The 15,532-nt window shown below is 40.7% G+C and carries 14 protein-coding genes; 7 read left to right on the forward strand and 7 right to left on the reverse strand.

Annotated elements, in window-relative coordinates; genetic code table 11:
* Window positions 1–34 precede the first annotated feature (34 nt).
* The 3 genes from AC106S_RS00850 to AC106S_RS00860 form a co-directional block, all read right to left on the reverse strand.
* Complete coding sequence (locus AC106S_RS00850; RefSeq protein WP_482437240.1) at window positions 35–535, reverse strand: hypothetical protein; 501 nt, start codon at window positions 533–535, stop codon at window positions 35–37.
* Between the two features lie 312 nt (window positions 536–847).
* The gene (locus AC106S_RS00855; RefSeq protein ID WP_482437241.1) at window positions 848–2,695 is read right to left on the reverse strand and encodes a chloride channel protein; all 1,848 of its coding nucleotides are present in this window, start codon (window positions 2,693–2,695) and stop codon (window positions 848–850) included.
* Window positions 2,696–2,837: 142 nt separating this feature from the next.
* A complete protein-coding gene (locus AC106S_RS00860; RefSeq protein ID WP_482437242.1) occupies window positions 2,838–4,427 on the reverse strand; it encodes a tetratricopeptide repeat protein in 1,590 nt (529 codons plus the stop codon).
* Between the two features lie 564 nt (window positions 4,428–4,991).
* Here AC106S_RS00860 and AC106S_RS00865 point away from each other — a divergent pair.
* From AC106S_RS00865 to AC106S_RS00885, 5 genes are all read left to right on the forward strand, one after another.
* Window positions 4,992–5,432, forward strand: coding sequence for a transposase (locus tag AC106S_RS00865; RefSeq protein WP_482437243.1), 441 nt, complete (start codon window positions 4,992–4,994; stop codon window positions 5,430–5,432).
* A gap of 8 nt (window positions 5,433–5,440) precedes the next feature.
* Window positions 5,441–5,764: a helix-turn-helix domain-containing protein gene (locus AC106S_RS00870; RefSeq protein WP_482437244.1), complete on the forward strand. Its 324-nt coding sequence runs from the start codon at window positions 5,441–5,443 to the stop codon at window positions 5,762–5,764.
* Between the two features lie 102 nt (window positions 5,765–5,866).
* A complete protein-coding gene (locus AC106S_RS00875) occupies window positions 5,867–6,691 on the forward strand; it encodes a hypothetical protein (RefSeq protein ID WP_482437245.1) in 825 nt (274 codons plus the stop codon).
* A gap of 13 nt (window positions 6,692–6,704) precedes the next feature.
* Window positions 6,705–7,535 carry a hypothetical protein gene (locus AC106S_RS00880; RefSeq protein WP_482437246.1) on the forward strand — a complete coding sequence of 277 codons (831 nt, stop codon included), beginning with the start codon at window positions 6,705–6,707 and terminating at the stop codon, window positions 7,533–7,535.
* A gap of 12 nt (window positions 7,536–7,547) precedes the next feature.
* Entirely contained in the window at window positions 7,548–8,441 is an 894-nt protein-coding gene (locus tag AC106S_RS00885; protein ID WP_482437247.1) for a hypothetical protein, read from the forward strand.
* 90 nt (window positions 8,442–8,531) lie between these two features.
* On the opposite strand, the gene AC106S_RS00890 is transcribed toward AC106S_RS00885, so the two are convergent.
* On the reverse strand, window positions 8,532–9,533 hold the full coding sequence (locus AC106S_RS00890; RefSeq protein WP_482437248.1) for an SDR family oxidoreductase: 1,002 nt from the start codon (window positions 9,531–9,533) through the stop codon (window positions 8,532–8,534).
* A gap of 48 nt (window positions 9,534–9,581) precedes the next feature.
* The gene (locus tag AC106S_RS00895) at window positions 9,582–10,850 is read right to left on the reverse strand and encodes an NAD(P)/FAD-dependent oxidoreductase (RefSeq protein WP_482437249.1); all 1,269 of its coding nucleotides are present in this window, start codon (window positions 10,848–10,850) and stop codon (window positions 9,582–9,584) included.
* 278 nt (window positions 10,851–11,128) lie between these two features.
* Here AC106S_RS00895 and AC106S_RS00900 point away from each other — a divergent pair, with 278 nt between their 5' ends.
* On the forward strand, window positions 11,129–12,118 hold the full coding sequence (locus tag AC106S_RS00900; protein WP_482437250.1) for an aldo/keto reductase: 990 nt from the start codon (window positions 11,129–11,131) through the stop codon (window positions 12,116–12,118).
* 117 nt (window positions 12,119–12,235) lie between these two features.
* Here AC106S_RS00900 and AC106S_RS00905 read toward each other — a convergent pair whose 3' ends face one another.
* Window positions 12,236–13,039, reverse strand: a complete 804-nt coding sequence (locus AC106S_RS00905) for an SDR family oxidoreductase (protein ID WP_482437251.1) — start codon at window positions 13,037–13,039, stop codon at window positions 12,236–12,238.
* A gap of 9 nt (window positions 13,040–13,048) precedes the next feature.
* Window positions 13,049–14,728, reverse strand: a complete 1,680-nt coding sequence (locus tag AC106S_RS00910) for an FAD-binding dehydrogenase (protein ID WP_482437252.1) — start codon at window positions 14,726–14,728, stop codon at window positions 13,049–13,051.
* Window positions 14,729–15,096: 368 nt separating this feature from the next.
* Here AC106S_RS00910 and AC106S_RS00915 point away from each other — a divergent pair, with 368 nt between their 5' ends.
* Entirely contained in the window at window positions 15,097–15,531 is a 435-nt protein-coding gene (locus AC106S_RS00915; protein WP_482437253.1) for a rhodanese-like domain-containing protein, read from the forward strand.
* Window position 15,532 lies beyond the last annotated feature (1 nt).

Genomic DNA, 15,532 nt, shown 5'->3' on the forward strand with positions numbered 1-15,532 from the left:
ATTGAAAACAGCCTGGCTGGCAAAGTTTATTTTTTTATTTTAAAGCTTTGGTAATGGCTTGGCAATCTGCCGTGCTTAATTTTTGTCCATCTTTATAGCTGATTTTTTTCTCATCTGCATATTTCATCTGTCCATCCTCTTCTTTATGACCTCCGATTCCTTCAACTAAAGTTCCATCCTGCTGCAGGAAGTAAATATCTCTTTTGCTTTTCGTTCCTTCAGACAGAAACTCATACGTAAGCTTTAATGTATCTCCTGATTTGAAACCGGTTACCTCTCCCTTTGAACTGTCTTTTTCACTGTTTTTATAAGCCATTTTTCCGGTAATGGTGCCCAGATTATCATCAATGGACGCAAAAACGGTGTCTTTTCCGGTAATTCCCATATAACAGAACGATTTTGGACCCAGGGTATCCATTACAGGTTCGGCTGTGGCCACAGTATCTTTTTCAGGTTTGGGAGCCGGGGCTTCTGCTTTCTTATTACAGTTGATCATAAAAACGGATAATGATCCCAGTAAGATTAACTTTTTCATACCTTAATTGTTAAATTCAAATTTCAGCGTACTAAATTAGCAATAGTATTTCAATATGAAAGAAAATAAAATATAAAAAGGCTAAATATCTTATTAGACTTATGGTGGAGCTTACGGGGAGCCTTCCGACAAAATAGAGCGTGTATTTATCGGTCAACGCAAGTTTTTACTTTTTTGTAGGGACTTTAAATCTGGCGGATCAGCTTAATCAGTGAGACTGAAATAAGTATTTTTTCTTATTTCCTGAAGACCTCTGTTTTAGCAGTATAATGGTTCAAAGCTCTGCAAACTTTAAATCTTACCACATCTGGTTTAATCAGAATATTCTTTCAGTAGCTGCCTGTAACTCATCAGAATGGATGATTTTGAAATAAACCCGATAAAACCGTTATCAGCATTTACTACCGGAAGGTTCCACATCCCGGTATCATCAAATATTTGAAGAATTTCCAGCGGTTTATCCTCACGCTGTAATACTGCAGGAGGGGTTTTCATGATCTGGGCAACCGTAAGGGAACTGTCTGTTTCAAAATTGAAAAGATAAGGCCGGATATCATCCAGGGTAAGAATTCCTTTCAGTTTTCCTTCCTGGTCTACTGCTGCAAAGATGTTTTTGTTTCCGCTTTTTACCAGTTCAAAAAGTTCGGAAACAGAAGCCGTTTCCCGGATGGTTTCAGGATATTTATCGATAAAGTCTTCTGTGCGGAGAGCAAAAAGTATGTTCTTATCATGTTTGTTGGTGAAAATTTTTCCCTCATCGGCTAATGACTTCAGCTCCGGGGAAATAGGAGAGAACCATTTTGCTATGAGGTAAGACATTACCGAAACAATCATCAGCGGAATGAACAGGTCATACCCGAAACTGGATTCTGCAATCAGGAAAATAGCGGTAAGAGGTGCATAAAGTACACCGCTCATAGCTCCGGCCATTCCCACCAGAACAAGATTCGTCACAGGAACTTCCGTGAAACCGATGCGCTGGCAGATCAACGCAAATAGATAACCGACGGTCCCCCCGGCAAAAAGAGAGGGAGCGAAATTTCCTCCGTTTCCTCCGCTGAATATGGTGAAAGAAGTAGCAAAAGCCTTTAAAAGGCATACCAGAACAAGGAAAATAATCACTGTCCAGTCTCCGATTTCAAAATATCTGAAAAAACTGTTTCTGATGACTTCCTGAATTTCACCTCCGGTAAAAGCTTTTACCGTTTCATATCCTTCCCCGAATAAGGGCGGAAAAAGAACACAAAGAAAGGAGAGTACCGCACCTCCAAACATAGCCTTTCGCATTTTGGAAAGCTTAAGCCCGGTGATAAAATGTTCTGCTTTTTGTGAAATAACAACAAAATAACGTGCATAAAGTCCCGTTACCACTCCTAAAATAAGATAATAAGGAACATTTTTATAGTTAAAGGCTTCCCGGGTATAAAACCTGAAAAGCACATCTTCCTGGAGCAATATCCTGGATAAAAGACTTCCGCAGACCGCTGCAACCACCAAAGGAATAAAATCTGTGAAAACTACTCCGGTAAGAAGAATTTCAAAGGCAAACATAATTCCGGCAATGGGTGCATTGAATGCAGAAGCAATTCCGGCAGTAGCCCCCGCAGCCAGCAGCAGGGTACGTTCTTTATAGCTCAGTCTGTATGTTTGTGCATAATTGGAACCAATGGCAGCTCCTGTTACCGCAATCGGGCTTTCCAGACCGGCAGACCCTCCCAGTCCTACTGTTACAGCACTCTGAATAACCTGGGAATACATTTTTACTGAAGCTACAATACTTGAATTCTGGGCGATCTCATACAGAATAGCTCCGATTCCTTTCCGGTCCTGACCTTTAAATAAAGTAAGCACAATCAATGATGTAAGCACAATTCCCAGAAAAGGAAAGACAATATAAAACAGGATCTGGTATTCGAAATGAACCTTATGGGTAATGAAGTAATGGATATTATGAACCAGAGTTTTCAGGATTACTCCTGCAAGACCTGCGGTACAGCCTACAAGAATCCCGGAAAGCACCAGAAACTGGTTCCGGCTGAGTCTGTTGTTCAGCCAGTGGAGAACAAGCTCATAGCTTCGGGCTTTTTCCAGTCCATAGTTCTGGAAGTCTCTTTTAAATTTTAGAAAACTTAGGTATCTTTTTTTATTGTGAATCTTCACCGGGAATAATTTTGACCTCAAAAGGTTAGGTAAAGGTAAGCATATCTTTATAAACAGGTTAACCGGAGTTCAAGGAAATACATGTAATATACTGTCAATCAGGGTGAAAATATTTTTTTTACGAAATGCTTAATCATATGATTCAGCTGGATTCGGAATGGTCTTTCTTCAGATTACTGATAAAATAGGAGGGACTTACTCCGGTTTCTTTTTTAAATATAACTGCAAAAACCTCCCGGGAAGAAAAGCCACAGGCTTCCGCCAGATAACTGATCTTATACTCCCGGTAAATAGGATTTTCATAGAGCTTTTTGGTAATATAATCGATGCGCAGGCTGTTGATATAGTGGTTGTAATTTTTTTCTTTATGCTGTTTTATGATTTCAGAAAGATATCTGGTATTGGTGTTCAGTTCATTGGCAAGAGAAGTAAGGCTGAGATCTTTTTTAATGAATTTCTGGGATTTTTCAAATTTATCCAGTTTCATCAGGATCATATTCACGGTATCATCTGTAATGTAGATGCTTTTTTCCGAAGTCTCTGCCGTTTCCTGATTATTTGTTATGGAAACAGGATTGTTTTTCAGGTTTCTGATGGCAAGATCATACCGGTCCTGAAGCTTTTTCCGGGTTATCTTCCATACTCCCCAGCCTGCCACAGCAATACAGACAAAAACAGCCAGAGCAGCCACCAGCACCTTCCGCATATCGCCTGTATGAGCCTGCCCCTGTTTATCTATTATCTGCTTTACAGGAATACTGATAGCCTTCTTTTCTGCATTTACCAGACTGTCATTAAGCTTTGCATAAAGGTTCATATACTTTTTTGAAGCCGTTTTTTCTCCCAGTTCCACATATGATTTAAAGGATACTTCGTACAGGTCTCTGCGTATATACGGGATACTGATTATTTTTTCAAATTCTTCGGCGCGGGAAGCATAATATACTGCTTTATTATATTTCTTCTGATCGTAGTAAAGCCAGGCATATTCATTCAGGACGGTTATCTCCAGGTTTTTCGAAACACCGTAATGATCATTTCTGCATATCTCCAGAGCTTTTCCAAAGTGGTCTTCCGCATCATTTATCCGGCCGGCAGCAACGCTTGTCATTCCTAAATTGATATTAGCCAAAGCCAGCAGGTGATATTTTTTTGATATAAAATCCGGATCATTTCCAATTCTGACGGCGCTTTCCATGCTTTTTTTCTGGTAATAAATAACACTGTCCAAAGGTGCGTTCACATGGGCTGAATAGGTGGCAAAACCAATATACGTTAAAGCCTCCAAATATTTTCTTTTATCATTGGATGTTACTTTATCAGTTATTTTCAGAGCTTTTCTGAGTTCTTTAATACTTTCATCATTGAAGCCGAGTTCCGTATAGGATGAAGCCCTGAGTCTGTAAACATTGGCCAGAATGGCTTCATCTTTTAATTCCAGAGCCAGTTTTTCAGCCTCACTGCTTAAATTAATTACTTTTTTGTGATTTCCCAGATCAAAATACCTAGCCATAAGCATAGTGCTGCTTTCCAGCATTCCTTTTCTGTACCCCTGTTTTTTTGAAATGGTGTAGATCTCATGAAAAAGTTCTATGGATTGAGAGGGTTTGTCTTTGGCCAGTGCTTCGGCTTTTTTAATTTTTGATTCAATCCGGCTGACAGATTCCATATCAACCTGTGCGTAATAAAATCCGAAAATAAAAGAGACAAAAAAGAGAGTTAATTTTTTCATGTGGTTGTGTTTTTCAGTCCACAAATTAAGTGTAAAATTAACTATTATTACATAAAAATAGTGTTAGTTTTTCCGAATTTATTGTATCGTATAATAAATTTAACATATTAGTTTAAAATGATTTAAATTAAAAATTACCTCAGAAATATAATATATAGTCAGCTTTCGCAGAAATAACACTTTTTGCAAAAATTCTTACAGTAATTGCTATTACAGTAAAAAAAATTAAATCATTTGGGGGAGTCATTTTTTATGAAGATAACCGTTTCAGAATTCAGATTAAAATATTGAACCTAAAAGATGTAACATATTCTGAAATTACAACACGGTTCATTTTACGGTCTCTTCATAAACTGCTAATGTTGCATTCAGGACTGAGCTTAACAAAAAACATAAAATTTCAGGCCTTTTAAAATACGGATTATGAAAAGCAATGTTAAGGGCAAAAACTTCCAGTTCCCTCAATCCGAAGCTTTATCCTATTGCTTTTCCCGTGTTTCATTCTGGTTTTAATGAAAGCTCGTAGGTTCAACAAAACAGAAAAAAATCAATTAAAAAACACATATGGATCTGAAAAATTTAAATATCGGACTGCTGATTAAAGAATGCGTAGAAAAAAATGGCATTGATATACAGCGTATCTCCCGGTTTCTCGATGCCTCAGAAGAAGAAATTAACGGGATGTACCGTTCTGCGTCATTGAATACGGATGTACTGCTCCGATGGTGCAAACTTCTTGAATATGATTTCTTCAGACTCTACTCACAGCATCTGATCTTATATGCACCACAGTCTTCCACAGATTATATCCGGAAGATAAAACTACCGTCTTCACTTCCAGCCTTCAGAAAAAACCTTTACACAAAGGAAATTATAGAATTTGTTCTGGATAAGATCCGGAAAGGGGAAATGACCCAATCCGGCGTGGTTGCCGAATACAAAATTCCCAAGAGCACACTTTATAAATGGATTAATAAATACGATGACACAAAAATAAACTCTTAAACACTGAAATGATGAAAAATATTCCTGATTACAGAAGGATCTACACCGATATGATCAATGAAAAATATCCTGATAAAAAAGAGGAAATTAAAGATATACTTTCCAAAAAGAATCTTTCAATGCTGGATGTGATTACCTGCAGCAGTATTATTTCAGGAAGAGAAGATCAAAGCACATTTACTTTTAACCAGAAACACCGTTTTTTTGACCGGGAATCTATCCTTCAGATCCTGGATTTTCAGAAAAAGAACGGATACAACAATACCCAGCTTTCCCGTCATTTCAAATTAAGCAGAAATACAATTGCCCAATGGAAAAAGAAGTATCTGTAAATAGAGTTCTTTTATCAATATCAATCAAATTTAATTGATTCATTTTAAGCAATTTAAGATATTTCCTGATTGATACTTCAATATTAATTTAAACAATATACAATGAAAAAAAATCTACTGCCAACAGCACTTCTGATTTCGATGTCTGCCGCCGCGCAGATAGGAATCCATACAAAAGAACCCCTCGGAGCTCTGCATATAGACGGAGCAAAAGATAATGTAACTCCTGTCACCCAACAGCAGATCAGTAATGATCTTATTGTTACCCAATCAGGTTTTATAGGAGCAGGGACAGATCTTCCTTTAGTGAAACTGGATATGAGATCAGCAGGTACGCAGAATGCTTTAGGGCTTGGTTCCACAACAATGACAGCCAATGCCGCAGGAGCAGGTGCCGTAAGATATGAACCCACATCCTCAAAGATCCAGGTTTCTGATGGCAATACCTGGGAAACCGCAATTATTCTTCCTGCTAAAGCAGTAGTTGTAGCAAGGATGACCAATACATTTTCTGTTGCCTATAATACGGATGTAAATGTTACCGGATGGACTGAAGTAAGGGATCTGACGAACAGCTTCGAACCGGGCACTGGGATTTTTACCGCACCCAGGGCCGGCGTATATACTTTTCTGATGACTTATAATTTCGTTTCAGGACCGGTAGCCAATTCTTCTGAAGTAACCAGCCAGTTTTTCAGCCCCAGCAGCACATCCATCCTGGCACGGTCTTTCAAAACATTTGCCAGAGCCAATGAAGATGCCCAGATCGGAGGTTCTGCCGCCATTACTGTAAACCTGACAGCCGGCCAGACCGTACGTCCTCAACTGCGGCAGAATATCACAACCTCTTCAAGGGCCTTAAGGGTAAATTCAGACCTTATGCATCCCGATGCGGGTTTTAACAATCTCACCATTATAGAACATTAAAGAAATAATAAAAATGAAAATTAACCTGATATACAGTATGCTCTTCCTTACCTTATTCTTTTCCGGGCATGCACAAACCGGTATCTTTACCAAAGATCCCTTACAGTCTTTTCATATAGATGCAGGGAAAGACAACACAGGAATATCACCCACAGCACCACAGATACTGAATGATATAGTCGTGACTTCCGAAGGCCGGGTAGGGGTAGGAGTTACAGATCCTAAAACCAGAGTAGACCTGCGTTCTGCTGACCAGAAAGGCATCATTGGACTGGGAACCAGCTCTCAGACTGCCACTGATGCTAAGGCCGGTGCTATACGGTACAGTACCGGAAATATCATTCAGTATTCTGATGGTGTAGCCTGGCACAATCTTCCGATGGTACTTCCTCCAAAAGCATTGGTCCTGGCCAATAAAGGTACTGCACGAACTTTCGGAAATAACACCGTTACAACCGTAGACGGATGGTCTGTAATAACAGATTCACAGTCTAATTTTAACGCGGGTTCCGGGACTTTTACAGCCCCCAGGGCAGGTTTTTACATCGTTTCGTTTAATATCAGCCTGGCGGATGCCAATATTGCCCAGAACTCCCGAATAGAAACAATTATTGAGAGCAGTACTTCCACCGGCAATATTCAGGTTTACAGGAGTGTAAATTCTTATCCGGCATGGGATATCAATACCGTGAGCAATATTGTAGGCGGTAACTGTATTGCCATTTTCAATTTATCAGCCGGAAATACCATTCAGTTTAAAGTCTATCATAATTTCGGAGGTACAAGAAATATTGATACAGGTAACGGAGGAACCAATAACAGCATTAGTATTTATGAATTATAAAAAACTGAACACATGAAACTGAACAAAAATATACTATTCTTAAGCCTGGGAATTTTTCCGGCTGTCCTTCAGTCCCAGATTGGCATTGGTATTTCTAATCCCAGTCAGGATAATGCAGTGGAAATAAATACTGCTGAAAAATTCATCATTGATAAAACAGGGAAAATAGGAGCCGGAGTAGCCCTTCCTAAAACAGCTGTCGATCTGAGAAACGGAACCAACGGAGCTATGGCAGTAGGAATGACCGACCAGACGGCTACCGGGGCAGGAGCAGGAGCGATCCGGTATAATCCAAGTCCGGCTATCGGTGTTCGGGGATATATAGAATATTCTGACGGAAATTCCTGGATCCCCATTCTTCCTTATGGAAAACCCAGAATTGTGGTAATGGCAGAAAAAACAGACAACAACTGTACTGTTTTTGAAGCGGGATTATGGCCTGTCGGAGATTATACAGACGGAATTCCCGGTAGATCCTCTACCTATCTTACTTCATGGACAGAGAAGCTGGATTCGGATTCCGGACAGCCCAGAACCAATTTTAATCCCGTAACAGGAGAGTTTATAGCTCCCAGGGCAGGTGTTTATTTTGCCACATTTACGTTTGCGCTTGCCCCAAGCCAGATCAATACCAGTTTCGGACAAAACCAGACGGAAGCGATCTGGGAGGTAAGGGATTCTTCCAATGTGGTAACACAAAGAGTTAAAACCAATAACGGTTACCCTCAGGATACCGGAAATCCACCGAATGCCGTAATTGCCGGCTCTGCCTGTACGGTAAGTGTTTATCTGAATGCAGGAGATAAACTCAGGCCTTTTGTCTGGATTAACGTGGCTTGGGATCCGGATAAGCGGGCTCTGCTTAATACAGGCGGATATAATGTTTTAACGATTGTTGAACAATAGATTCAACAGCTTATCCCTATAAACACAAATGCCTTTATATAGCCGGGACAGGATAATTGTCCCGGCCCTCTTTGAGGGGGGAAAACAGTTTTATGATTGCGCTTTATCTGTGTTTCTGAGTGAATAAATCAGTACACCTGCCGCCAATAAACCCGCGATACCTGTCCATACAGTTTTCATAGTTTTGGAAGGCTCCGGAAGCAGGGTTTTCCCATGAATACCCATATTTCCATGTGAAGCGTCCAGTACATTTCCTGATGTATTTTCATCTTTACCGGCTTTTTTCATCACCAGCCTCATCGCCGCAGAGGAAAGGTAGCGGACGGTTCCCGGAAACATTTCGTATATATTTTTGAAAACAGATCCGAACCAGTCGGGATATACGGCATTTTCAGGATTTTTAGCTGTTTTTACTATTTCAGCGGCAAGTTTCTTCGGATCAAAAGCGGGCGGGGGGGTACTTAGTTTTATTCCTGAATAATTGGCTGCATGCTCTATTCCTGAAGACTTCTGAAATCCCGGATACAATGCACAGATATGGATATCCGGAAAATCCGACACTTCTCCCTGCAAAGTTTCTGTCATTCCGCGTATTCCGTACTTGGAAGCGGTATAAGCTGTTCCGTAAGGCGCCGGCATCCATCCGCCAATGGAAATATTATTAATAAGTATTCCTTTTTTCTGCTTCTTGAAAACAGGTAATACTGCATGTGCCGAATACATATACCCTAAAAGATTGGTCCTGATAATCTGATCCGCTACTTCCACAGGTATTTCCTCGAACTTTCCGAAAGCCAGAACTCCGGCATTGTTTACCCAGCAGTCGATACGCCCCTTAAAATCAAAAGCTTTTTCTGCAATCCCGGATACCTCTTCAGGCACTGAAATATCAGCCGGAACAGTCAATACTTCAGCTCCTGCCTGTCTGCATATCTCAGCTGTTTCATTCAATGCATCACTGTTGCGTGCTGTCAGGACAAGATCTGCCCCTTCGGCAGCAAAGGCCTCAGCAGTAGCTTTTCCGATACCACTGGAGGCTCCCGTGATGACTACTGTTTTTCCAAAGAAATAAGGTTTTCTGCTATTTTTCATGATTCTATATTTTAAATGATGTGTATTAATAAATTTCCCATTCTGTCATTACCCGTTTTCTGTATTCCGTTTGGGAAGAAGAATAAGTCTTATGGAAGGATTATTGGTAATAAAAAGCCTGAACCAGTCCAGGGCAAGCTGCAGCTTGCTTCTGAAACCTACAAGTGGAATAATATGAATAAACAACCAGGTAAGCCATGCCGTAAATCCTTTAAAGGAAAGTTTCGGAAGGTCTACTACTGCATTAAACTTAGAAATAATAGCCATACTTCCTTTATCATTATAATGAAACGGGATAAGAACCTTTTCATCTTCAATACGCCTGAAATTGGCAGCAAGATTTTTTCCCTGCTGTATAGCCACCTGGGCAAGCTGCGGATGTCCTTTTGGGTATTCTTCTTCTGTCTGCATCAGGCAGATATCACCTACGGCATAAATATTTTCAGTTTCCCGGACCTTATTATAAGCATCCACCAGAATACGTCTTCCTTTACCGATACTTTCTTCCGGAATACCGGGAACTTCTCTGCCTATAACACCTGAAGTCCAGATCAGGGTTTCTGTTTCAATGGTATTGCCGTCGCTTAAAATTACCCGGCAGTCCCGGTAATCTTTTACAGAAACATTCAAAAGGATCTTAACTCCCAGTTTGTCCAGCTTTTCATAAGCTGTTTTCTGAGCCATTTCGCTCATAGGAGAAAGGAGGGTGGGCAATGCATCAATCAGATAGATGCTTGAGAGTATCAGCTTGATCTCCGGGTATTCTTTCTGCGCAATATACCGCCCCATTTCAGCAAGCATTCCTGCCAGTTCCACTCCGGTGGGGCCGCCGCCGGCAATAACGATATTCTGAAGCTTTTCGGCCTGGGTAATGTCTTTATTACGGGCTGCTTCCTCCAGCGTAAACAGGATGTGGTTCCTCAGATAAAGGGCCTCTTCTATATTTTTCATCGGCAGGGCGCATTTCCGGACATTTTCCATTCCAAAGAAATTGGATTCTGTTCCCAAAGCCAGTACCAGATAATCATAATGCAGTTCACCAGTATCTGTTTCAACAGTTTTTCTTTCGGGAATAATCTTCTGAAGACGGCCCATATGGAAACTGACATTCTTATTGCCGGAAAAAAGTTTGCGGAAAGGATAGCTTATATTTGAGGCTTCAATAAATGCTGTTGCTACCTGATAGATCAGAGGGGGAAAAAAATGATAATTGTTTTGATCAACCAGAGTAATTCTGAACCGGCTGTCGTTCCTGAGTGATTTGATAAGATTGATACCGGCAAATCCTCCTCCTACGATTAGAATGTGCTTTTTCATATTAAAAGTATTGATGTGGTGTATCTCTTTTCATTCAAGAACAGGACCAACCATGCTGTAAAACAAATATTTAACATAAAATAACGTACAGTCCGGAATAAAAACTTATGATTTCAGGTGGGAAGTATGATCAGCAACAGTTATTTGATTTTCAGGATTTTTAATTTTCATTTTTTTAACCTTTATCCGGACAAATAATTGTTAAACCTTACATCTTCAAAAAAATGTCTGCACGATGTTTGCTTCAGTTTTAACTGCCATCACTTAAAAATATACATATGAAATCTGACATTTTAACAGAGAAACACCGTTTGGGAATTGGTGGAGTTGCAATAGGAACCGCCTTTGAAAATATAACGGACGAAGAATCTTATGAAATCCTGAGAACTGCCTGGGATCTGGGAATCCGGTATTATGACACATCACCGTGGTATGGTCTTACGAAAAGTGAAAGGAGGTTCGGACAGTTTTTAAAAGATAAAAACAGGGAGGATTTTGTGTTTTCTACCAAAGTCGGAAGGCTGTTTACTGAAGTTCCGGAATCTGAGGTTCCGCCCACCATGTGGAAAAAACCGCTGAATTATGATTTCAGACATGACTATACGGCCGATGCCGTTAAAAGATCTATTGCAGACAGTCTGCAGAGGACGGGTTTACATCATATTGATATTGTATATGTTCACGATCTTTCGGAAGACCAGGTAGGAGACCGGTATCCTTATTTTTTGAAACAGGCTGAAAAAGGAGCTTTCAGAGCGCTTTCCGAGCTAAGGGACCAGGGTGTGATCAAAGCCTGGGGAATGGGAGTAAACAAAATTGAACCGATACTGGACTGCATTGAAATCTCAGATCCTGATATCTGCCTGTCTGCTACCCAATATTCATTACTGGAGCATGAAGATGCTGTGGACCGGTTACTGCCTGCAGTTAAAAAAGCAGGAGTTAAGCTGGTTTCCGGAGCCGGATACAATTCCGGGTATATGGCAGGGAGAGAACGTTATAATTACAAGGATGTAATTCCGAAAGGTATGGCTGAAAAACGTGCCAGAATAGCAGAAATTGCAAAAAGGTACCATACGGATATTGTGTATGCCGCATTGCATTTTGTACTTGCTTCAGATGAGTTTGCTTCTATTATTCCCGGAGCAGGCCGGCCCGAGCAGGTGAGGGATAATATAAAAGGGCTTAATAATATCATCCCATCAGAATTCTGGAATGAGCTGAAAGCGGAGGGATTGATTTATGAAAAAGCACAGGTCCCGGATTAAAAGGCTCTGTATGACCCATAGAAAGGATGTAAGAAAATTTACTGCCACAGCTGTTTTCCTGATCAGAAAGTCTGCCGGTCAGCATTTCAAAGGAAAATAAACTGAAATAATCTGCGGTTATACCACCTTTGCCTTTCTTATTATTTTTGCAAGAAGGGCAGGGAAAAACCTTTTCAGATAAGCACCGGCCACTTCACGTCCTCCTATGGATTTCTGGTTTTTCTTTTGCCGGATGGCGGTAAGCATCTTTTTTGCGAATACTTCCGCGGGCATTCCTTTCATTGTGGCATCATCCATTGTTCCCTGGAGAGAGCCGTCACCTGTTACCGCGTTCACAGATATAGCGGTCTGAACAAATCCCGGACAGATCATGGTAACCAGGATCTTTTTTTCATACAGCTCTGCTCTGAATGAATCGAAAAAGCCATGGAGGGCATGTTTGGCGGCAGCATAACCACTTCTCATCGGAGCGCCGAAAATTCCCATCAGACTGGATACTACAACAATATGTCCGCCACCATTTGTGATCATATAAGGAGTCACTGCTTTGGTAAGTGCAACGGTCCCGAGAAAATTAATATCCATCAGCCGTTTATCTACCTGAATATCGGTATCCATCGCCAGAGAACGTTGTGATAAACCCGCATTGTTGATGAGTATATCAATTCTTCCAAATTTCTCTAACGCTTCCGAAGCTTTATCATTCATATTCTGATAACCGGCAAGATCCAGGGGAACTACGGTAAAACGGTCAGTAGAAAGTCCTGCTTTTTCAGCAACAGCGTATAGCTGATCCTCATGTCTGGATGAAAGGATGATGGTTGCTGTGCTTTTCACTGCGAGTTCTTTCACTAACGCTTCCCCGATTCCTGAAGAGGCTCCTGTAATCCAGATTACTTTATCATTAAAATACGTGTTCATTCTGCTATTTTATGTAGTGGAATTATCTGCTTTAAGTTCTGCTATATATTTTCCAGCTTTCATTCCGGAGAAAATACAGCCTCCGAGAAAGGTTCCTTCCAGGGCACGGTAGCCATGCATACCGCCACCGCCAAATCCTGCTGCTTCACCCGCAGCGTACAATCCTTCAATGATGCTTTCATCTTCCTTCAGAACCTGTCCGTTCAGATTGGTCTTGATTCCTCCCAGTGTTTTCCGGGTAAGTATATTCAGCCGAACGGCAATCAGAGGTCCGTTTTCCGGATCAAGGATCTTATGAGGGGCAGCTACACGTCCCAGTTTATCTCCCAGATATTTCCGGGTGCTGCGTATATAATTTACCTGAGTATCTTTTGAAAACTGATTGTCCAGTTCCCGGTCTCGGGCTTCTATCTGTAATTTTATTTTTTCATAATCCAGAAGATGGTCCCCGGAAAGTCCGTTCATTCTTTTGATAAGGTCTTCAAGCTGATCAGACACTATAAAATCTTTTCCGTGTTCTTTAAAAGCTTCAACAGGCCCCGGTGCTTTTTTACCGAATATTCTTTTCAGAAACAAAGCATAATCTTTGTTGGTGATATCCGGGTTCTGCTCAGAGCCGGAAAGGGCAAATTCTTTTTTTATGATCTTCTGGGTGAGGATAAACCAGGAGTAGGAAAATCCTGTATCCTGAATATATTTTAAGGTACCCAAAGTATCAAATCCGGGAAACAATGGAGCAGGAAGACGGTTTCCTTTTGCATCAAACCATAGGGAAGAAGGTCCGGGAAGTATCCGGATACCATGTTCAGGCCATATGGGATCCCAGTTCTGAAGTCCTTCCGTATAATGCCACATTCTGTCTCGGTTGATGATGTGCGCTCCGGCATTTTCTGCAATACCGATCATTTTTCCGTCTACATAGGCAGGAACTCCGCATACCATATTTTCCGGGGCTTTTCCCAGCCGTTCCGGCCAGTTTTGTCTCACCAATTCGTGATTGGCACCAATACCTCCTGATGCAATAATGATATGGGATGCAGTATATTCAAACTGTGAAATTACGTTTCTGTTGGTTTCCGCACCTCTTACTTTATCGTCGCTTTCCAGGATATCACCTTTTAAACCTCTGATTTTTCCATTTTCAAGAAGTAATTCAGTAACTCTGTGCCTGAATTTCATACGGAGCAGTCCTTTTGTTTGAGCTTCATAAGCTTTTTCCACAAAAGGTTTTACCACTCCGGTACCCGTTCCCCAACTTACATGAAAACGGGGAACTGAGTTTCCGTGGCCGTTTGCAGAGCCGTCTCCACGTTCAGCCCAACCTACCATAAACATCAGCCTGATGCCGAGTTTAGAAATGTATTGATACTTTTCATGAGCTGCAAATTTAAGATAAGCTTCCGCCCATTTGCGGGGCCAGTAATCTTCCTGGCGGTCAAATCCGGCTGTTCCCATCCAGTCCTGAAGAGCCAGTTCATAAGAATCGCGGATTCCCATTCTGCGCTGTTGGGGCGAATTGATCAGAAATAATCCGCCAAAAGACCAGAATGCCTGTCCGCCAATGTTCTGTTCGGTTTCCTGATCAATTAAAAGTACTTTCTTTCCGGCGTTGGTAATCTCCATCGCAGCAGTAAGCCCTGCCAGTCCGGATCCGATGATGATAGCATCAGGCTGGAATATTGTTTCCATTCGTTAAAAGGATTTCCTGTTGATTAATACTGTACATAAATGTATAAAATATTTACACTTGAATATATATAAACCGGAAATTATTCCGTCAGGCATTCCTTTTATTAAAGCAGCTTAAACTTTTTTATCATAATCACAAAAGACATAAAAGTTTGAGGAGCTTTATTGAAGGCTGATCATCATTCTGAAAAGAGAACATCACAGAAAAGTTTAAACAATTTCATTTTCAAATACATCGGAGGTTGAATTAGATGATTTTTAATTTCTGAAAATCTCATTATATATAAATTTCCCGTTTATATAATTCTAAAGACTTATACGGGACATCCAATCAATAAAACATAGTATCTTTGTTAAAAATAGAAAATATGAGATATGTATTGATCATGATGTGCTTTATCTGTTCGGTTTTCAGTCAGGTTTCTGCACAGCAGAAGCAGGATCCGTGGAATGAAAGCCAGCTGATGGATCCCGCATTACTGGCTTCCAGAATCACTCAGCACAAAACAAAAGATCTGGTGATCATTTCAGTAGGACCGGAGGCCATCATTAAAGGCTCCATAGATATAGGCCCTACCCATGAACCGGAAAATCTGGAAAAATTAAAAAATTACCTTAAAAAGGTTCCAAAAGGTAAGCAAGTAGTGATCTACTGCGGATGCTGCCCTTTTGTAAAATGTCCTAATATCCGCCCGGCATTTCAGCTTTTACAGGAAATGGGCTTTAAAAACGCAAAACTTCTCAATCTTCCGAAAAATATCAAAACGGACTGGCTGGACAAAGATTATCCTACAAATGATTAAT

It is taken from the genome of Chryseobacterium sp. FR054 (assembly GCF_056844565.1).